Source organism: Aurantiacibacter sediminis, from assembly GCF_016019885.1.
GTDB lineage: Bacteria > Pseudomonadota > Alphaproteobacteria > Sphingomonadales > Sphingomonadaceae > Alteraurantiacibacter > Alteraurantiacibacter sediminis.
In genome coordinates, this window is sequence record NZ_JAEANY010000003.1 from 347,684 (window position 1) to 365,721 (window position 18,038).

Here is an 18,038-nt window from a genome sequence, read left to right on the forward strand (position 1 = left end):
GAAGCTATTCGACGGTTACCGATTTGGCGAGATTGCGCGGCTGATCGACATCCGTCCCCTTCGCCACGGCCACATGGTAGGCAAGCAATTGCACAGGAACGGCGTAAACGAGTGGCGCGATCAGCGGATGGACCTTGGGCATCTGGATCGTCGCCATGCAATCCTCGCCCGCCTCGGCAATTCCTTCAGCATCGGAAATCAGGACGACCTTGCCCCCGCGCGCCTGCACTTCCTGCATATTGGATACGGTCTTTTCGAACAGTGGACCGGATGGTGCGAGGACGATTACCGGAACGTCTTCATCGATCAGCGCGATAGGCCCGTGTTTCATCTCTCCGGAAGCATAGCCTTCCGCATGAATATAGCTGATTTCCTTGAGCTTCAGCGCGCCTTCAAGCGCCAGCGGAAAATCTGCACCGCGCCCAAGATACAGCACATCGCGCGCCGGGGCGATCAGGTGCGCCATCGCCGCAATATCATCGTCATGATCGAGCGCTGCATTGAGGCACGCGGGTGCTTCCAACAAATGTTCGACAATCTCCGCTTCTTCTTCGCGGGTGAGCAGGCCCTTCTTGACTGCGAAATGCGCAGCCAGCGCCGCCAGAACAGCCAGCTGGCAGGTGAACGCCTTGGTCGATGCAACGCCGATTTCCGGGCCTGCATGTGTTGGCAGCAGTAAGTCTGCCTCGCGTGCCATCGAACTGGTAGGCACATTGACAACGGCGGCGATGACCTGGCCCTGTTCGCGACAATGGCGCAGCGCGGCAAGCGTGTCTGCGGTCTCTCCGCTTTGGCTGATGAAAAGGGCAAGGCCGCCTTTCGGCAGCACAGGCTCGCGATATCGGAATTCGGACGCGAAATCGATGTCGACGGGCACACGAGCGAATTGCTCGAACCAGTATTTCGCGACCAAGCCAGCATAATAGGACGTGCCGCAGGCGACCAGCGTTATCCGATCGATCTCGGAAATATCGAAATCCATTTGCGGCAGTGCGACTTGCTGCTCACCTTGACGCAAATATGACCGCAGCGTCTGCGCAACAACTGTCGGCTGCTCGAAGATCTCCTTCTGCATGAAATGGCGATAATTGCCCTTCTCGATTGCGGAGGCAGACGCGCCCGAATTTCGGAATTCGCGCTCGACTTCATTGCCTTCGACATCGCGGACGATGGCAGTGTCATTCGTGATGACGACCCAGTCGCCCTCTTCAAGATAGGCGATTTGCTGGGTAAGCGGAGCCAGTGCCAAAGCATCGGAGCCGAGATACATCTCACCCTCGCCCTGCCCCACCACGAGCGGCGAACCAAGCCGCGCGCCGATCAGCATGTCAGGATAGTCGCGGAAAGCGATCGCGAGCGCAAATGCACCACGCAGCCGCGGAAGAACATTCTTCACCGCTTCCTGCGGCAAGCTGCCCTTTTCGATTTCACGACTTATCAGGTGGACGACCGTCTCGGTGTCCGTCTCGCTTTCAAAACTACGGCCTTCGGCGCGCAATTCGTCACGCAATTCCTTGAAATTCTCGATAATGCCGTTGTGCACCAAAGCCACCGCAGGGGTCGCATGCGGGTGAGCATTTTTCGTGACCGGTGCGCCATGCGTTGCCCAGCGTGTGTGAGCGATGCCGGTGGTGCCGGGAGCGTCAGCCCGCTCCAGTTCCTCGACCAGATTGTTGAGCTTGCCCTCTGCGCGGCGGCGAACCAGTTCGCCATCATGCAGCGTGCAGACACCGGCGCTGTCATAGCCGCGATATTCCATCCGCTTCAGGCCATCGACAAGCCTGTCTGCCACAGGGCGATTGCCCACAATTCCGATAATGCCGCACATAGATTGAGCCCCTTGCCGCCTTAATGCGGAAAATTCTTGTCTACGAAAGAGATAGCGAAGGGAATGGGATCGGGTTCCTCACCCGTTTGTGCGCGATAGCGATCCTGCCCCTTCGTCCAGACTTCCCGGATGGCGCGTGGCATCCCGTCCGGGAACTGCATGCGCTTCTCTACAATTTCGCGCCACGTGCCTATCTCGCCATAAGTTGCGCGGAAATGCGGCTCCGCCTCGGTCAACCATTTGCTGTTTGCTTCATCCAAGGCGCCGATGCTGTCGAGCACGTAGGAATCGAGAAGGCGCAGGAAGGGTTTCCCTTCGTAGCGGGCGGTCACTTGCCCTCCGCCTTCTTCTTTTTCTTCATCGCGTCGTGGAAACGATCGGCCCAGCCGGGTTTTACCATCTGCTCTGCACGCACCATGCGCAGCTCGCCTTCGGCAACATCGCGCGTCACCGCACTGCCTGCTGCCACGATGGCGTCGGCGCCGATATTGAGCGGAGCGACCAGCGCACTGTTGGACCCGATAAAGGCGCGCTCGCCAATAGTGGTCTGATGTTTGAAATAGCCATCGTAATTGCAGGTGATCGTGCCAGCGCCGATATTCGCGCCTGCGCCTACGGTTGCATCGCCGAGATAGGTCAGATGGCTGGCCTTTGCCCCCTCGCCCAAGGTCGCCTTTTTGATCTCGACGAAATTGCCGATCTTGCTGCCCTTTTCGAGTACCGCGCCGGGCCGCAAACGGGCGTAGGGGCCCACTTCCGTGTCCGGGCCAACATGCGCGCCTTCGAGATGACTGAACGCCTTGATATGCGCGCCGCTCTCGATTTTCACGCCCGGTCCGAAAACGACATTTGGTTCGATCACAACATCTTCGGCGATATCGGTGTCCCAGCTGAAGAATACCGTTTCTGGAGCACGCATCGTCACGCCGGCATCCATCGCTTCTCCGCGCTTCAAATCCTGCCATTGCGCCTCTGCTGCAGCGAGTTCTGCGCGCGAATTGATACCCGCAACTTCATCGGGGCGTGAAGTCGAGACTACCGCGCAATTATGCCCGTCTGCAATGGCGATATTGACGATGTCGGGAAGGTAATATTCGGCCTGCGCATTATCGTTCGACACCCGATCGAGAAGGGCGAAGAGGTCTTGCGAACGCGCGGCGAGTAGCCCGGAATTACACAGCGTGCAGGCGCGCTCTTCCTCGCTGGCATCCTTCCATTCGACCATTTTGATGATCTGGCCCTGCTGGGAAATGATCCGTCCGTAGCGAAGCGGGTCCTCCGGCTCGAAGCCGAGCACCACGCTTGCCGGGGTGTCAGCCGCATTCAGCCGCGCGATCATAGCACGCATGGTTTCCGTCGAGACGAAGGGCACGTCTCCGTAAAGAACGAGCACGTCACCATCGAAATCGGCGAGCGCTTCCTTTGCCTGCTGCACCGCATGGCCCGTGCCCAATTGCGGTTCCTGTACCGCAAAGCTGACCCTCTCGCCCAGCGCATCGTGCAATTGTTCACGCGATTCGCCAACGATCGTCACCAGCCGCTGCGGCGCGAGTGCCTCGACGCTGGCAAGCAGGTGTTCGATCATCGATCGCCCACCCACTTCATGCAGCACTTTGTGGCGCGCGCTTTTCATTCGCGTCCCCTTGCCCGCAGCAAGAATGACGGCGGCGATTGGTCTGTTTCCACTCATAGTTAGTGCCCATGCCACCAAATCATTGCGGTTTCCACATCGCACTCTATTTGCGAGGGCACATGAGCAAATTTCCTTTCGATATCGTCCTGTTCGACCTCGATGGCACGCTGGTAGATTCCGCCCGCGACCTGTGTCCTGCGGTGAACCACGCGCTGACCCGGATCGGGCGCGATCCCGTTAGTGAAGGCACCTCGCGAACGCTGATCGGCGGCGGTACGGACATGATGCTGACCCGCGCGCTGGAAGCAACGGGCGGCATGATCGGCGATGACGAATATTGCGAGCTTAGCCAGACACTGTTGGATTTTTACTGGGATAATCTGGCCGTCCATACCGTGCCCTATCCCGGCTGCGAGGACGCGTTGGCGCAGTTGCGCGAGGGCGGCGTTTCGCTCGCCCTGTGCACGAACAAGTCCGAAAAACCGGCGCGCGAACTGCTCGACGCTCTGGCCATGACCGCACACTTCGATGCGATTTACGGCGGCGATACGCTCGGCCGGGAAAATGCCAAGCCTGCCCCTGATATGCTCCATGCAGCGATTGCCGATTGTGGCGGTGGCCGCGCGCTGATGGTGGGCGATACCACATACGACGTGCGCGCCGCGCGGGCGGCAAGCGTGCCGGTGCTCACCTTTACCGGTGGCTATGCCGATGTCGCGCATGGCGATCTCGGCAGCGACGCCCATTTCGCGGCCTGGCACGGCTTTGTAGATGCGGCCCGCGCACTCTGAAAAGCGTCCGTGTGTTGACACGATAACACACTAGCATCATACTCGCCGCAAGTATCACGCCTAGGGGGCACAAAATGTATAGCGAACAAGATCTGCGCGACGCTGTCGCTGGCGGAGCGATATCGGAAGAGGCGGCGCAATCATTGCGGGCGCATGTCGCGCATATGCGACAAATGCCGATCACCGATGAGGAAAACTTTCGCCTTATAAATTCCTTCAACGACATCTTTGTCGCTATCGGCGTGGTCATCATGCTGCTGGCGGTGGGTGCCATCGGACAGGCTATTGCAGGGATTTTCATAAGCCCGGCCGAACTCAATTGGGCGACTTCCGATGAAGCCGACTGGGTAGCCTATAATCGCGCGCGCGAGCAGCAAATCTTCCTGACATTCGTCCTCTCCGGCGTCCTCGTTTCAGCGACTGCATGGGTGCTGGGAGAGTTTTTTACGAAGCGGCGGCGCATGGCGCTTCCTAGCATCATACTTTTGCTCGCATTCGTGGGGGGACTGTTCTTCGTCGCTTTCGGCGGCGGCGCGATTGCGATTACTTCGACTACGGCTGATGGCGATCCGGCCGACTCGCTTATCGCGATGGTCGCCGCGCTGGGCGGACTCTTCGCTGCGATTGGGGCCTTCCTTCATTGGAAACGGTTCAGGGTGCCGATCACCATCGCCGCGGGCGCAGCAGCGCTTGCCGGCATGGTTATCGCACTCGTCATAGCCGCGATTAATCCCTCTGCTGACAATGCGGAGACCACCCTCTGGTCGCTGGTGTTCGTCGCCGGGATCGCCGTATTCGCTTTCGCGATGCGCTGGGACATGAGTGACCGGGAGCGCAAGACTCGCCGGGCAGACGTCGCCTTCTGGCTGCATTTGCTGGCCGCGCCGATGATTGCACATCCGATTTTCGCGCTGATCGGCGTTATGGACAACGATATGCTGGGCGTCGGCTCAGCCATCGGTGTGCTCGCCGTCTACATTGTTTTCGGATTGGTGGCGCTTGCGATCGATCGTCGCGCGCTGCTCGTTTCGGCTCTCGTCTACGTCCTGATTGCGCTGACGTTCCTGTTCGATCGCTTCGGCGCCGTCGAATTGACGTTTGCACTGACTGCGCTGGTTATCGGATCTGCCCTGCTGACACTGTCGGCTTTTTGGACCACCATTCGCGAAAAACTGGTGCTGGCACTGCCACACGATCTGCAGGGGCGCCTGCCGGTCGTAGGCCCGCTCGCTCAGCCTACCTGACCAAGAGTAGTATTCAGCTGTCGACGGCTTTGACCAAACGCCGCTCGACCGGCGCAAGAACATTACCGAGTTCATGGCCGCGTTTCAGGACCTGGCCCTGCTCGCCAAACAGCGTCCACATGCCCTGTCGATTGCGCATGGCGGGACGCTTTTCGAGGCGCATCTGCGGTGTGTCCGCCGTGCGGCGGAAAGCCGCAAATGTGGCGCAGTTCTTATCGAAATCCATCGCGTAATCGCGCCATTCACCTGCCGCGACCATGCGTCCGTAAAGGTCTAGAATGCGCCCCAATTCCTGCCGGTCAAAGCCAACCTGTGACGGTGGCCTCTGGCCGGGAAATGCGATGATATTGGGGGAGCCTGCGGCTGCCTTCATCAGCTTTTGGTGCCGCTTTTGCGATCAGAAAAAAGGTCGGGTCCGACCGATACCTCACCCTGCTTCTTCAACGCATCGATCTGCTCTTGCAAGCGCGCGACGTCCCTTTGCAATTTCTCAACGCAATCCCCGTTCACACCCTCCGCGCAGGGATCGTCGCACGGCGTTCCGTACGGAATGAACTCCTTCATCCACTCTTCTGCCGGGACGAGTGTGGAGCGAGCCTTGAGACCGACCATCGTCGCGCCTTCGGGAACGTCATCGGTGACAACTGCATTGGCCCCGATGCGCGAGCGCTCACCCACGGTGATAGGCCCGATAACCTGCGCGCCGGAGCCGACGATTACATTGTCGCGCAAAGTCGGGTGGCGTTTACCACCTTCGCCATTGGTAGGGTTTGTGCCACCAAGCGTAACACATTGGTAGATCGTGACATTGTCGCCAATCTCTGCGGTTTCGCCAATCACGGTAAACCCATGATCGATGAAGAAATTCTTCCCGATTTTCGCGCCGGGATGGATATCGATCGCGGTGAGGAAACGGCTGAAATGGTTTATCAAGCGGGCAAAGAAAAACAGCTTCGCCTCAAACAGCCAATGCGCGACCTTGTGCAGGCCGAGCGCGATAACTCCCGGATATAACAGGATTTCCCAGCGTGAACGTGGTGCCGGATCGCGCGACCGCACCGAGTCAAGGTAGCTGACTAGCCTTTCAAACATCGCCATCAGTTTTCCATCAAAACCTGATCAAATCAAGCGCGGCTCTTCCGGGCCGTGCACAGCTTCCAGCGCGGATCGCCAAATTCCAAGGTTAGGTGGGGCCTTGCGCTCAAGAGACAAGCGGTCGATTGTCGCGACAAGCTGCTCCAACTCCGCCTGTGAGCGCCCGGCCCTTGGGATTAGGTAGTCCGCAGCATCGCTGCGCAGCGGCAGGCCGCGCTCTTCGGCCAGCGACAGGAGCAGTTCGCGCGCCATCTCATCGTCGGGCAGGCCGATTTCCAATTGCAGCGATCCGCCCAGGCGCGACTTGAGATCGGCCAGGTCGATGTCCCATGGTGGTTCTCCGCCAATTATAAGCAGCGGGGTGCCCGCTTCCTGCGCGCGGTTCCAGCGATGGAATAAAGCGTCCTCTTCAAGTAATTGCGCGTCATCAATCGCATCGCCCGCGCCGCTTTCCGCAAACCATCTCGCAAACAGCGATTTTCCCGAACGCGGCGGACCGCTGAGCACAGCGGTGCGAAATGGCCAATTCGTCGGATCGCTTAGTGCCTGTGCGACATGCGCATTCGCTGCACCGATGGTGATGCGCGATGGGCCTTTGCCAGCCTTGAGGGGTAAGGCGATTTGCTCCAAGGATGCGCTCCTGATGCGCTTAACGAGAAATGCCGAGTGCGTTCTCGCCCTCGTTCACCGCCCAGCCGCGCGAACGCAATGCTGCGGCAAGGGCGGGCAATTCTCCATTGTAAGTGACCCGCAGCACCGATGCGCCGCCGATGGCGGTCGAACCGACTGCGACCGAGCTGACGCCCGGGGTTCCGCGCAGAAGTGTCAGAGCATTGTCGAAAGCGTTGCCGTCGGGCGTTGCCACCTGCACCACATAAGTCGCTGCAGCTACCGCCGGTTCCGACGTTGCGGTGGCGGTATCGCTATCGGGAAGACCGGCGGATGCGACATCGTCGGCTTCTCCTGCTGCTGCGGCTGCCTCTGCTGCTTCGGCACGGCGCGCTTCATCGAGCAGGGCGCGGATTTCCGGGCTTATTTCAATATTATCGAGCGTCAGCGTCGGATCGGGGCGAAGCGTCCCGTCGGCCAGAGCCTCGCTGAATATCTGATCGAAACGGGCGACGGCGCGGTTGAGCATGGCAGGCAATTCGTCAGCGCTATCTGCACGCATGGCGAAGCTATCGAGATACCGATTGTCCGGACCGTATCGCGCGGTGAACTGACCTTCGACCGGGCCGCCGGGATATTGCCAAGAAAGGTTCACAATCGGCACCAGCACATCGGCAGCGCTGAATTGATCGAGAATGTTGTTCCACCACGCGCGGCTGCGCCGACCTGTCTGGCCATAGGTCAGAGTCAGGCTTTCACCCCCCGCACCCGAGGGCCGTACATAGTCGATCGCGCTGCTGCCGAACTGATATTGCGCCCAAGCCCGCTGCCACGGATTGCGCGTTTCGAACATCGTCTGTGTGCCGTCGCTCACCATCACCGGCAGCGTCAGCATGGGTGCAGAACGAGCGCGATTGCCGCTTGCGCCGAGGAGGCCGCCCGCGCGTTGGCGGTCGAAAATTACGCCAAGCCGGGCAATATAGCGACGCGGCCCAATCTGCTCTTCCTCGACCACAATGGCAGCGACCAGCGATTCGAGCCGCGAATCGGGAATGGGTGGACCTTCCAATTGCTGCCAAGCCAACCGCTGCGCCTCTCGCCAGCCATTGGCACGTGCCTCTTCCGCGCTATCGCCTGTCACATTGACCTCGATCCCGCGCACATCGATATCCGTGCTGCTGGCGACCGGCGAAATCCCGCGATCACCCGAAACTTGCGCCAGCAGGGATGCACCTGCGACGAGGCACAGCAACGCCGCAGCTGCCAGACCGAAAAGGGCTGGAAAGCGGGGTGCCTGAAGGCGAGGAGTGATCGAAAGCATGCTCATCGGGGAAATCGCGTACCTTTTGCCCAAAGGCGAGTGGAAATCCAAGCCCGAAAGACTATGGCAGTCTCATGAGCGCGGACAAAAATTCTTATACCTATGAACAGGCCGGGGTCTCCATCGATGCAGGCAACCGCCTCGTCAAGGCGATTGGCCCCCTCGTCAAAGCAACTATGCGCCCCGGTGCGGATGGTGAAATCGGCGGGTTCGGCGGCTTTTTCGACCCCAAGGCGGCGGGATATAAGGACCCGCTGCTCGTCGCGGGGAATGATGGCGTTGGCACCAAGCTGAAACTCGCGATCGAGAATGACCGGCACGATACGGTCGGGATAGACCTTGTCGCCATGTGCGTGAACGATCTGATTGTGCAAGGCGCGGAGCCGCTGTTCTTCCTCGATTACTTTGCCACCGGAAAACTGGATAATGGCGTGGCTGAACGCGTAATCGCAGGCATCGCGGAAGGCTGCAAACAGGCCGGATGCGCACTGATCGGCGGAGAGACGGCGGAAATGCCCGGAATGTATGCCGATGGCGATTACGACCTCGCAGGCTTCTGTGTCGGCGCGGTCGAGCGCGGTGAGCAGGTGACCGGAGAGCGCGTCGCGCCCGGCCATGTCCTGCTGGCCCTCCCCAGTTCAGGTGTTCATTCCAACGGCTATTCGCTGGTGCGCCGCCTGGCCGAAGATAAGGGCTGGAAGCTCGATCGCCCCGCCCTGTTCGATCAGGACAAGCTGCTTATCGATCACCTGATCGAGCCGACGCGGATTTACGTGAGGAGCCTGCTGCCCGTCGTGCGGCGCGGATTGATCGATGCACTGGCGCACATCACCGGCGGCGGATTGCTTGAAAACCTTCCACGCGTGCTGCCTGAGGGCGCGCGGGCCGTGGTCGATGCCGATGCCTGGGAGCAACCACGGCTTATGGCTTTCCTGCAAGCCCAGGGAAATATCGAACCGGGCGAAATGGCGCGCACTTTTAATTGCGGCGTCGGAATGGTGCTGGCGGTCGCGCCGGGCAATGTCGACGGCGTAATCCATGCGCTTTCCGAAGCTGGCGAAGACGTGCTGCGGATCGGCGAGATCGTCGAAGGCACGCGCGGCTGCACCGTACGCGGCTCTCATGGCACGTGGAGCGGCACAAGCGATTGGGAAGCCAGCCACGATGCCTGACACAGGCAGCGGTGACGGGCAGCACAAGGTAAAGGTCGCCTGCCTGCTTTCCGGCAACGGCACGACCATGTCTGCGCTGCTGTTTCATTCCCGCCTGCCGGGATGCCCCTACGAAATCGTGCTCGTCGCTTCCAACCGGCCCGACGCGCCGGGATTGAAGATTGCCGAAGCGGAAGGCATCGCCACCTTTGCGCATGATCACAAGGGTCTGGACCGCCGGGAGCATGAGCAGATCATGGATGCGGCGCTGCGCGAAAGCGGTGCGGAATATCTCGCCCTGTGCGGCTATATGCGCATCCTGACGGAAGACTTCGTGAACGGCTGGGAAGGCCGGATGGTCAACACCCATCCCTCCCTGCTGCCGAAGTACAAAGGGCTCGACACTCATCAGCGCGCGATCGATGCCGGCGACAAGTTTGGCGGCTGTTCGATCCACATCGTGACGCCGGAACTGGACGGAGGTCCGCTGCTTGGTCAGGTGCCAGTTGCCATCCTTCCCGACGACACGGCAGACAGCCTCGCCGCGCGCGTGATCCTGGCTGAATATCAGCTCTACCCGCGCCTCTTTGCTGAATATGTCGGGCGGCAATACCGCGCGGACTGGCTGCTCGGGAAAGTGAACAAGCTTGCGCTCGCCCAGCCTGAGGCAGAGGAGCGCGAAAGCCACGGCTCGCCCGGCTGGCATACTGGCGGCAAAAGCGGGAAGTTTTTCGCTCATTTCCTCGACCAGCATCATGGCAGCGAGCATATTGCGGTATTGGTCAAGACGAGCGGACCGGACGAAGTCATAGGCCTCTCCGAAACCGCGCCGGAGACCTATTTCAAGCCCGCCTATTACGGCGCATCGGGCTGGGTCGGGATCATTCTCAACCGGCCCGGCGTTGACTGGGATATGGTTGAGGAATGGCTTTCCCGCAGCTGGCGCATGGTCGCTCCCAAACGGCTGACCACGCTGCTCGACGCGGCGGATCAATTCTAGGCCATGCCCCCACCGCCTCGCCCCCATCCCCTCGCCCGCTCGCCGCATGTCGAGCGTGTGTGCGGATGGCTTGAGAAGAGCTGGGCGCGCGGAATTACCGATGTCCCATCCCTCGATACCGACGTGCTGTGGGGTAAAGCGCTGCGCGATGTACCTGCCGAAGGTGAGCGTGGCCCGCGCAGTGAAGGAGAGATGGCCGATTTCCGGCTTCGGCTCGAAGTGTTGTCGGAATCGCTGCAATCCGAAGCGCGGCTCAACGCACTCGGACTGACCATGGCGCATGGCCAGCTCGTCCGCGTGATCCGGCAGCGGCTTGAATTGGGCGAGTTGTGGTCAGAGCAGCCCGATCTTGTCCATGCGGAGCTTGCCCCGCCCATCATAATCGTCGGCCAGATGCGTAGTGGTACAACACGTGTGCATCGCCTTCTCGCCGCCGACCCGCAATTCGCCGCCACACGGTTCTGCGATAGCTGGCATCCGGTTCCGCGCAGGCCCGATACGCGGCCTGCCTGGTCTGCGCTGACATTGCTATTCGCCCGCACACTGGATCCGTGGCTGGATTCGATCCACCCCTTTGGCACCACACGGCCCGATGAAGAGCTCGGCTGGCTCGCCTGCGCGCTGGATCATTGCGCGTACGAAGCGCAATGGCGCGTGCCGAGCTTCACGGCTTTTTCCGAGGACCGCAATCCTGCGCCCATCTACCGCGAATTTGGCCGTATCCTGCGTACCGATGCGACCTGGCACAAGAATGCAAACCGGCCGCGCGTTTTGAAAGTCCCGCAATTTGCCGAGGATCTGCCCGCCATCCTGTCCGAATTCCCTGATGCGCGCGTCATCGTGACCAAGCGCTGCGAAGATGATCTCGCCAGTAGCGCCGCATCGCTGGTCGCCAACCAGATGACCATGCAGTCCGACGCCGTCGACATGGAGTGGATCGAGAACGAGGTCAGCCGCAAGATCGCTCTGCGCGATAATCGCATGGAGGCTGCGCTCGCGGAATCCTCCGGCCCGCGCGCCCATGTCGATTTCGATGCCTTGGGAGGGGATTGGGAAGGCGAAATGCGACGCGTCTATGGCGTGCTGGATCTCGAATTCACCGGGGTAACGGCCTCTGCGATGCGCGATGAACAGGCGCGTTCCGCGGCCTCACCGCATCGCCATCACGCGAAACAGCGCGATGAGTTTTCAGACATTTCGTCAGACCAAGTCAGTAAGGCAGCTGATTGAACGGTTTCGCAGCGGCTGGCAGTACGGCACGCGCTACAGATGCGCCTTCTGAGCCGCCAAAGCTTTGCCAGTGAGCCAGCTTGCCGGCCGCCATCCGCACCATCCATAAAGTGTCCTGCGCAAAAGAAGCATCGTCTGCTTCGGTGTACCCCTTGATGAGTACATCGCCATCGCGCACCGAAAAGGACTGTGCGTTCAGGCGAAAGCCTATGTTCATTCTCATGAAATTGCGAATTGAGGAAGCGCAGTCAGCTCGCCCTTCTACGCAAAATGCCTTGCTGTCGACGAAGCAGCAATCTTCATGAAGCATGCCGATCATTTCGTCAGCATCCCGATTGTTAAGTGCGGCGATATACCGCCGGACCTGCTTTATGTTCTGGCGCTTCCTGTACCCAAACATACCGTTCCCCCGCACATTCAGGGGCCTGAAACGACTCGTCAACCCCACCCATCCAGACACACGATAACATTATCTTGCGATTAGGGGGCATTTGAAGACACGAAAGCCAATTCGACAAAGAAAAAGGGCCGGGCGATACATGCCGCCCGGCCCGCTCTCCCATTTCAGAAACGGAAATTTAGCCGACGATTTCGTCTTCGTCGAAGAAGTAGTCGATTTCGATCTTGGCGTTTTCTTCGCTGTCCGAACCGTGGACGGTGTTTTCACCGATCGACAGCGCGTATTCTTTGCGAATGGTGCCATCGTCGGCTTCTGCCGGGTTGGTAGCACCCATGATGTCGCGGTTGCGCTTCACGGCGTCTTCACCTTCGAGGACCTGCACGACGACAGGCTCGCTCATCATGAAATCGACGAGTTCACCGAAGAAAGGGCGATCCTTGTGCACGGCGTAAAAGCCTTCGGCCTGCTCGCGGCTCATGTGGATACGCTTGGAGGCGACGACGCGCAGGCCGGCATCTTCCAGCATCTTGGTGACAGCGCCCGTAAGGTTGCGCTTGGTGGCATCGGGCTTGATAATCGAAAACGTGCGGGTGACCGCCATGGGGGAATTCCTTCACAATAGTCAGGGAATGAATATTGCGCGCGCCACTAGCGCCACTGCCGGGTTTGGGCAAGCCTGAACAGCGTTTGCGCCTAGCCGCGCGCCTATCGCTCGCGGCCGACCGCCATGCTGGCGCGGGTGGGACCCGTGGGCGTGCTGGCAGCAGCGAAATCGAACATCAGCCCGTCGGGAGTCTCGCCGGACACTTGCCGTTGGCCGGTCGCGTTAATGCCTTCGGTAAGATTGAAGCCAGCCGCGCGCGCTTCTTCGGCGAAGTGCTCTTCCAATTCTTCAGTGGAAAGCGTGCTGTCGAGCAAGAGGACTGTGCCCGCTCCGCCTGCGATATCGACGCTGGTGCTCGACACGATCTGCGTGCCTTCGGGCAGCGAAAAACCTTCGGGCATTTGCTCGTCCGCGATGGCGACTGCTTCCTCGCCTTCGGCTTCCGAAGAAGCCGTGCCGTCACCGCAAGATGCCAAAATGCCGAGCACCAAAATAGGGGCCATAGTGCGGAATAATGTCGTTTTGCGCATCACGGCCCCTCCACCCATTTGCCGCCTTGCTGTTTCCAGAAACGACACTCCATTCCTTCGCGATCCTGCAGCGCCTTCCATGTCTGACGCGCACCCGTAATTGTTTCCTGATCGAAAAGGTAGAATACGCGTTCGATACTTTCGGGTGGCTCGCGCCAATCGCCATCGGCAATGAGGATGAACCTCGCATTGTTGGTGGGGTCTACTTCGCTCGACAACAGGATGGGCTGGCGCGCGTCATGCTCGTCACCAGCTATGCCATTGGCGAGAAAGTGTTCGGGCGCGCATGTCCAGAGCGTTTGCGAAATCGTCTCGAGCAATTCCAGATCATTGGCGACGATCAGAAGGCGCTCATCCTGCTCGCGCACCTTACGGGCCAGAAGCGCAGTGGCTGCGGGCGCCGGGTCCGATGAAAGGAGGTAGAAGTCGATCTTCATGATGTGGATTGACTCTTATTGCGCCGACAGCGTTCGGAGCAGTAGCGGACATTCTCCCAATCCCGCTCCCACTTTTTGCGCCATGTAAACGGCAGGCCGCACGTCTCACAGATTTTGCTGGGCAAATCCGATTTCTTGCGCATGCGGCCCATAGAGGCGTTTACCCCTCCGCCGTTGCGCGGACAAAGTCGTCGAGCAGTCGCACGCCGTAGCCGGTTGCGCCTTTATCCCAAGTCGCACCGGGCTTGTCCGCCCACACCATGCCAGCAATATCGAGATGCGCCCAGGGCGTGTCATTCTCGATAAAGCGACCGAGGAATTGCGCAGCCGTGATCGAACCAGCGCCGCGTCCGCCGATATTCTGCATATCGGCGATCGGGCTGTTGATCAGTTTGTCGTAAGCGGAGTTGATGGGGAGTCGCCACAGCTTGTCGCCGGAGCTCTTGCCAGCGGCCAGCAGATCATCGGCAAGGCTGTCATTATTGGAAAACAGGCCGCCGTGCTCATTGCCGAGCGAAATGATGACCGCGCCTGTCAGAGTAGCAAGATCGACAATCCGTGATGGCGAGAACTCACGCTGCGTCCAGGTGAGTGCGTCGCCCAGCACCAGCCGCCCTTCGGCATCGGTGTTGAGGATTTCGACCGTCTGGCCGCTCATGGACTTCACCACATCGCCGGGGCGCTGCGCATTGCCGTCAGGCATATTCTCTACCAGCCCGCAAACACCAATCACGTTGGCTTTCGCCTTGCGCAGTGAAAGCGCAAGCATCGCACCGGCAACTGCGCCGGCACCGCCCATGTCGAATTTCATGTCACCCATGTTGGGGCCGGGCTTGATCGAGATGCCGCCCGTATCGAACGTCACGCCCTTGCCCACGAATGCGAGCGGCGCTTCGCCTTCTTTGCCCCCCATCCATTTGATGACAAGCAGCTTGCTCTCTTTTCGCGAGCCTTGGCCGACGCCCAGCAGCATGTGCATGCCGAGCTTTTCCATTTCCTCTTCGCCGAGCACCTGGATTTCCGCGCCCGTCCCTTCGAAGCGCTTCTGGCAGCGCTCGACGAAGCTTGACGGGTAGATGGTATTGGCAGGTTCAGCGACGAGTTCGCGAGTGAAATCGACGCCGGTCGCGATCGCTTCGGCTTCTTGCCAACGCGCCTCGATGCCGTCAGGCGCGCCGATGACGGCAATTTCCTTAAGCGATTTCTTCTGCTCATCGCGCAGCTTGGTGCGATATTCGTCCCACCGCCAATTGCGCAGCTTGATGCCCGTCATTACGGCAACGATTTCTTCGGCGGTCAGATCGCTGGAGCCTGCATCAAGAGCGATAGCCGTTTCGCCACTGGTAGAATATTTCGCCGCCAGCGCCGCGCCTGCCTTTTCGAGCGCCGCGTTGCGCTGATCGTCGTCTGCCTTGCCACCCCCTGCAAGAGCAAGCCGCACCAGCTTGCCGTCGTTTTTGTAGAAACCCTCGAAAGTCTGCCCGGTCTTGCCGGTAAAGCGCGATGCCTCTGCGGCTTCCACGAAATTATCGGGCAGGTCCTGCGGCAGCTTGTCCTGGTCAACAATGCGGGCAACAAGGCGCGGACTATCGGCGGTCAGGCTGTCGCTGAAGTGGATTTTCATAGGGGCTCCCCGGAATTTATATCTATGTAAAATGGCAAGGCAGCGCGCCTTGCAAAGCTGGCGTTGCAGTTAGGGGCGCTCGGTGCGATAGGCAAGCCATGGTCCCTGGCCCATCTCCCCTGCCGTGCGATTCCTTGCGCCGTTTTTTGGCGACGGGCCTCGCTGCAAACGCCCTGTTGTGGGCCGCGCCTGTGGCTCTTGCGCAGGACGAGACTGTCCCCGTTTCCGCGGCCGATCCCGATTTCGTCCCAGAATTCAACGAGGATGGCCAGCGCCAGATCGGGTTTGAAGCGGATGAGCTGAATTACGATCAGGATACCGACACTGTCACCGCGTCTGGCAATGTGCTGTTGCGATCAGGGGATCAGTCGGTGCGCGCCGATGCCGTTACGTGGAATCGCCTGACAGGCCAGATCATGGCGACGGGCGACGTCCGTTTCGTCGATGAAGACGGCAACCAGCTTTTCACCGACAGTCTCGAACTGACAGACGAGCTGGAAGCGGGCGCGATGACCAATCTGCTGTTCGCATTCCGGCAGGGTGCACGGCTTGCGGCCGAGCAGGCAACACGTGATGTGGAAGGCAATATCGAGCTTCAACGCGCAGTCTATTCTGCCTGCCCTGTCACCAATGCAGAGGGCTGCGCGCAGAGCCCCAGCTGGCGGATCACGGCAGAGCGTGTGTGGTATGACAGCGAGAGCGAGCGGATTCGCTTCTCCGACGCCTATCTGGAATTGTTCGGCGCGCGCATCCTGCCGCTCCCCGGCCTGACGCTGCGCGCGGATGGCAGCGCCGAGAGCGGATTTTTCGTTCCCAATATCGGGATCACCGCGTCCAACGGGATTGAGCTTTCCGGAAGCTATTACTGGCGCCTTGCCGACAACCGCGATCTGACTCTCACCGGCTATGTCTTCACAGAGGCCGCCCCGATGGTGTCGGCCGAATATCGACATCTGACGGACAGGGGCGCATTTCAGGTCACAGCCTACGGTACCTATGGCACGCGCATTCCGCTCAATTCGACGGTAGCTACCAGCGAAGAGGACATCCGCGGCTATATCGAGACGAATGGCCGCTTCCAGCTGGATGAAAACTGGACCGCGAGCGGATCGATACGGTTTGCCAGCGACCGCACTTTCCTGCGCCGCTATGACATCAGCCGCGAAGATCGCCTCCGCTCGACCGTCCAGCTCGAGCGGATCGATGACGATTCCTACGTTTCGATATCGGGTTGGGCGACGCAGGCACTGCTCGTCAGCACCGATCAAGGGCAGGTGCCGCTGGCGCTGCCGCTTATCGATGCGCGCTATCGGTTGGAAGATCCGATCCTTGGCGGCAACGTGGAGTTGCAGGCGAATACACTCGCGATCACCCGCGCAGAGGGTCAGGACACGCAGCGAGCATTTGCCCGCGCACAATGGGATTATCGCACTCTCACGCCGATGGGGCAGGAAATCACGCTCACCGGGCTCGTCCGCGGCGATGTCTATCATTCGGATGACAATTTCCTCACCATCACGCCCAGTTATCGCGGTGAAGGCGGCTGGCAGGCGCGCGGTGTCGCGATTGCGGCTGTGGATGTGACGTGGCCCTTTGCGGGCGACTTCATGGGCGGAACACAGATTCTGACACCGCGCGTTCAACTCGTCGCTGCGCCGGACATCCGCAATATGGACATCCCGAATGAGGATGCGCGCGCCATCGATCTGGAAGACTCGAACCTGTTCGCGCTCAATCGCTTTCCAGGATATGACCGGGTGGAGGATGGCGTTCGCCTGACCTACGGTTTCGATTGGCAGGCCACTTTCCCCGGCTGGCGGATCGAGACGACTCTCGGCCAATCCTACCGTCTGACTGACGAGCCGACGCTTTTTCCCGATGGCACAGGATTGAACGAACAGTGGTCCGATTTCGTTGGCCGCACGCAGGTACGGTATAACGATTTCGTCAAATTCACTCATCGCTTCCGGCTCGACAAGGACAATTTCGCCGTCCGCCGCAATGAGATCGACGCGACGGTCGGCTCGGACGCGACCTATATCGAAGTCGGCTATCTGCGACTAGACCGGGATATCGACTTGTCGTTTGAAGATTTGCAGGACCGCGAGGAATTGCGCGCTGCCGGCCGCGTCGCTTTTGCCGATCACTGGTCGGTATTCGGATCGGCTGTCGTCAATCTTACCGATCGAGAGGAAGACCCCAGCTTCACGGCTGACGGGTTTGAGCCGCTGCGCACAAGGCTCGGCATCGCTTATGCGGACGAATGCCTCGAATTCGGTTTTACGTGGCGGCGCGATTACATCCAGCTGGCCGACGCGCAAAGCGGCAGCAGTTTTCGGGTCTATTTCAACCTTCGCAATCTCGGCTTTTGAAAGCTATCCACCGCGCTTGGCCCCCGGGCCTTGGCTGAGCCTCTCCTATTGGCTAGGCCGTGCGGCTCAGCTAGGGTTAAGGCAGCACTTGTCAGTGGAAGCTGCATAGAGAGGCGCGAGCTTTGAGCGCCGCAAACAGGAAAATTATCGACGTGATTTCGTTCGCAAA

19 protein-coding genes are annotated in these 18,038 nt (G+C 59.9%); 6 read left to right on the top strand and 13 right to left on the bottom strand.

The features are described from left to right. Window positions 1-4 precede the first annotated feature (4 nt). The 3 genes from glmS to glmU are packed head-to-tail and all read right to left on the bottom strand — an operon-like array spanning window position 5 to window position 3,461. Window positions 5-1,828 carry a glutamine--fructose-6-phosphate transaminase (isomerizing) gene (glmS, locus tag I5L03_RS11060; protein ID WP_197921825.1) on the bottom strand — a complete coding sequence of 608 codons (1,824 nt, stop codon included), beginning with the start codon at window positions 1,826-1,828 and terminating at the stop codon, window positions 5-7. A gap of 20 nt (window positions 1,829-1,848) precedes the next feature. Then, entirely contained in the window at window positions 1,849-2,160 is a 312-nt protein-coding gene (locus tag I5L03_RS11065) for a hypothetical protein (protein ID WP_197921826.1), read from the bottom strand. Next, window positions 2,157-3,461: a bifunctional UDP-N-acetylglucosamine diphosphorylase/glucosamine-1-phosphate N-acetyltransferase GlmU gene (gene glmU, locus I5L03_RS11070; protein ID WP_407647625.1), complete on the bottom strand. Its 1,305-nt coding sequence runs from the start codon at window positions 3,459-3,461 to the stop codon at window positions 2,157-2,159. Before glmU ends, I5L03_RS11065 begins: the two co-directional genes overlap by 4 nt. Before the next feature lie 119 nt (window positions 3,462-3,580). Here glmU and I5L03_RS11075 point away from each other — a divergent pair, with 119 nt between their 5' ends. Both I5L03_RS11075 and I5L03_RS11080 read left to right on the top strand, forming a co-directional pair. Beyond that, window positions 3,581-4,252 (top strand): HAD-IA family hydrolase, encoded by a 672-nt coding sequence (locus tag I5L03_RS11075; RefSeq protein WP_197921828.1) that lies wholly within the window; start codon window positions 3,581-3,583, stop codon window positions 4,250-4,252. 74 nt (window positions 4,253-4,326) lie between these two features. Next, window positions 4,327-5,496 carry a hypothetical protein gene (locus I5L03_RS11080; RefSeq protein WP_197921829.1) on the top strand — a complete coding sequence of 390 codons (1,170 nt, stop codon included), beginning with the start codon at window positions 4,327-4,329 and terminating at the stop codon, window positions 5,494-5,496. Between the two features lie 13 nt (window positions 5,497-5,509). Here I5L03_RS11080 and I5L03_RS11085 read toward each other — a convergent pair whose 3' ends face one another. From I5L03_RS11085 to I5L03_RS11100, 4 genes are read right to left on the bottom strand one after another with little or no spacing between them, the layout of a single operon-like run. Then, window positions 5,510-5,869 (bottom strand): DUF2794 domain-containing protein, encoded by a 360-nt coding sequence (locus tag I5L03_RS11085; protein WP_197921830.1) that lies wholly within the window; start codon window positions 5,867-5,869, stop codon window positions 5,510-5,512. Next, entirely contained in the window at window positions 5,869-6,588 is a 720-nt protein-coding gene (gene epsC / locus I5L03_RS11090) for a serine O-acetyltransferase EpsC (RefSeq protein ID WP_197921920.1), read from the bottom strand. Before epsC ends, I5L03_RS11085 begins: the two co-directional genes overlap by 1 nt. A gap of 27 nt (window positions 6,589-6,615) precedes the next feature. Next, window positions 6,616-7,221, bottom strand: coding sequence for an HdaA/DnaA family protein (locus tag I5L03_RS11095; protein ID WP_197921831.1), 606 nt, complete (start codon window positions 7,219-7,221; stop codon window positions 6,616-6,618). A 19-nt stretch (window positions 7,222-7,240) separates the two neighbouring features. Further along, complete coding sequence (locus tag I5L03_RS11100; protein ID WP_234035207.1) at window positions 7,241-8,527, bottom strand: heavy-metal-associated domain-containing protein; 1,287 nt, start codon at window positions 8,525-8,527, stop codon at window positions 7,241-7,243. Between the two features lie 68 nt (window positions 8,528-8,595). On the opposite strand from I5L03_RS11100, the gene purM reads away from it, so the two are divergent. The 3 genes from purM to I5L03_RS11115 are packed head-to-tail and all read left to right on the top strand — an operon-like array spanning window position 8,596 to window position 11,902. Then, window positions 8,596-9,693, top strand: coding sequence for a phosphoribosylformylglycinamidine cyclo-ligase (purM, locus tag I5L03_RS11105; RefSeq protein ID WP_197921832.1), 1,098 nt, complete (start codon window positions 8,596-8,598; stop codon window positions 9,691-9,693). Next, entirely contained in the window at window positions 9,686-10,672 is a 987-nt protein-coding gene (purN, locus tag I5L03_RS11110; RefSeq protein ID WP_197921833.1) for a phosphoribosylglycinamide formyltransferase, read from the top strand. The genes purM and purN overlap by 8 nt, the downstream gene beginning before the upstream one ends. A gap of 3 nt (window positions 10,673-10,675) precedes the next feature. Then, window positions 10,676-11,902, top strand: a complete 1,227-nt coding sequence (locus I5L03_RS11115) for a sulfotransferase family protein (protein ID WP_197921834.1) — start codon at window positions 10,676-10,678, stop codon at window positions 11,900-11,902. Here I5L03_RS11115 and I5L03_RS11120 read toward each other — a convergent pair. From I5L03_RS11120 to I5L03_RS11145, 6 genes are all read right to left on the bottom strand, one after another. Then, complete coding sequence (locus I5L03_RS11120; RefSeq protein ID WP_267904225.1) at window positions 11,883-12,302, bottom strand: nuclear transport factor 2 family protein; 420 nt, start codon at window positions 12,300-12,302, stop codon at window positions 11,883-11,885. The genes I5L03_RS11115 and I5L03_RS11120 overlap by 20 nt on opposite strands. A gap of 178 nt (window positions 12,303-12,480) precedes the next feature. Then, window positions 12,481-12,903, bottom strand: a complete 423-nt coding sequence (gene ndk / locus I5L03_RS11125) for a nucleoside-diphosphate kinase (protein ID WP_197921836.1) — start codon at window positions 12,901-12,903, stop codon at window positions 12,481-12,483. Between the two features lie 104 nt (window positions 12,904-13,007). Beyond that, window positions 13,008-13,409, bottom strand: coding sequence for a hypothetical protein (locus I5L03_RS11130; protein WP_197921837.1), 402 nt, complete (start codon window positions 13,407-13,409; stop codon window positions 13,008-13,010). Between the two features lie 26 nt (window positions 13,410-13,435). Next, a complete protein-coding gene (locus I5L03_RS11135; protein ID WP_197921838.1) occupies window positions 13,436-13,873 on the bottom strand; it encodes a DNA polymerase III subunit chi in 438 nt (145 codons plus the stop codon). After that, window positions 13,870-14,025, bottom strand: a complete 156-nt coding sequence (locus I5L03_RS11140; protein ID WP_197921839.1) for a DUF2256 domain-containing protein — start codon at window positions 14,023-14,025, stop codon at window positions 13,870-13,872. Before I5L03_RS11140 ends, I5L03_RS11135 begins: the two co-directional genes overlap by 4 nt. An 8-nt stretch (window positions 14,026-14,033) precedes the next feature. Continuing rightward, window positions 14,034-15,497, bottom strand: coding sequence for a leucyl aminopeptidase (locus I5L03_RS11145; RefSeq protein WP_197921840.1), 1,464 nt, complete (start codon window positions 15,495-15,497; stop codon window positions 14,034-14,036). A gap of 146 nt (window positions 15,498-15,643) precedes the next feature. On the opposite strand from I5L03_RS11145, the gene I5L03_RS11150 reads away from it, so the two are divergent. Further along, window positions 15,644-17,869 carry an LPS-assembly protein LptD gene (locus I5L03_RS11150; RefSeq protein WP_234035209.1) on the top strand — a complete coding sequence of 742 codons (2,226 nt, stop codon included), beginning with the start codon at window positions 15,644-15,646 and terminating at the stop codon, window positions 17,867-17,869. The last annotated feature ends 169 nt before the right edge of the window (window positions 17,870-18,038 follow it).

Excerpts from the sequence above, each read along its gene's own strand:
- glmS (WP_197921825.1), bottom strand. The coding sequence starts at position 1,828 with ATGTGCGGCATTATCGGAATTGTGGGCAATCGCCCTGTGGCAGACAGG.
- glmU (WP_407647625.1), bottom strand. The coding sequence starts at position 3,461 with ATGAAAAGCGCGCGCCACAAAGTGCTGCATGAAGTGGGTGGGCGATCG.
- I5L03_RS11075 (WP_197921828.1), top strand. The coding sequence starts at position 3,581 with ATGAGCAAATTTCCTTTCGATATCGTCCTGTTCGACCTCGATGGCACG.
- I5L03_RS11080 (WP_197921829.1), top strand. The coding sequence starts at position 4,327 with ATGTATAGCGAACAAGATCTGCGCGACGCTGTCGCTGGCGGAGCGATA.
- I5L03_RS11085 (WP_197921830.1), bottom strand. The coding sequence starts at position 5,869 with ATGAAGGCAGCCGCAGGCTCCCCCAATATCATCGCATTTCCCGGCCAG.
- epsC (WP_197921920.1), bottom strand. The coding sequence starts at position 6,588 with ATGTTTGAAAGGCTAGTCAGCTACCTTGACTCGGTGCGGTCGCGCGAT.
- I5L03_RS11100 (WP_234035207.1), bottom strand. The coding sequence starts at position 8,527 with ATGAGCATGCTTTCGATCACTCCTCGCCTTCAGGCACCCCGCTTTCCA.
- purM (WP_197921832.1), top strand. The coding sequence starts at position 8,596 with ATGAGCGCGGACAAAAATTCTTATACCTATGAACAGGCCGGGGTCTCC.
- purN (WP_197921833.1), top strand. The coding sequence starts at position 9,686 with ATGCCTGACACAGGCAGCGGTGACGGGCAGCACAAGGTAAAGGTCGCC.
- I5L03_RS11115 (WP_197921834.1), top strand. The coding sequence starts at position 10,676 with ATGCCCCCACCGCCTCGCCCCCATCCCCTCGCCCGCTCGCCGCATGTC.
- I5L03_RS11120 (WP_267904225.1), bottom strand. The coding sequence starts at position 12,302 with ATGTTTGGGTACAGGAAGCGCCAGAACATAAAGCAGGTCCGGCGGTAT.
- ndk (WP_197921836.1), bottom strand. The coding sequence starts at position 12,903 with ATGGCGGTCACCCGCACGTTTTCGATTATCAAGCCCGATGCCACCAAG.
- I5L03_RS11130 (WP_197921837.1), bottom strand. The coding sequence starts at position 13,409 with ATGGCCCCTATTTTGGTGCTCGGCATTTTGGCATCTTGCGGTGACGGC.
- I5L03_RS11135 (WP_197921838.1), bottom strand. The coding sequence starts at position 13,873 with ATGAAGATCGACTTCTACCTCCTTTCATCGGACCCGGCGCCCGCAGCC.
- I5L03_RS11140 (WP_197921839.1), bottom strand. The coding sequence starts at position 14,025 with ATGGGCCGCATGCGCAAGAAATCGGATTTGCCCAGCAAAATCTGTGAG.
- I5L03_RS11145 (WP_197921840.1), bottom strand. The coding sequence starts at position 15,497 with ATGAAAATCCACTTCAGCGACAGCCTGACCGCCGATAGTCCGCGCCTT.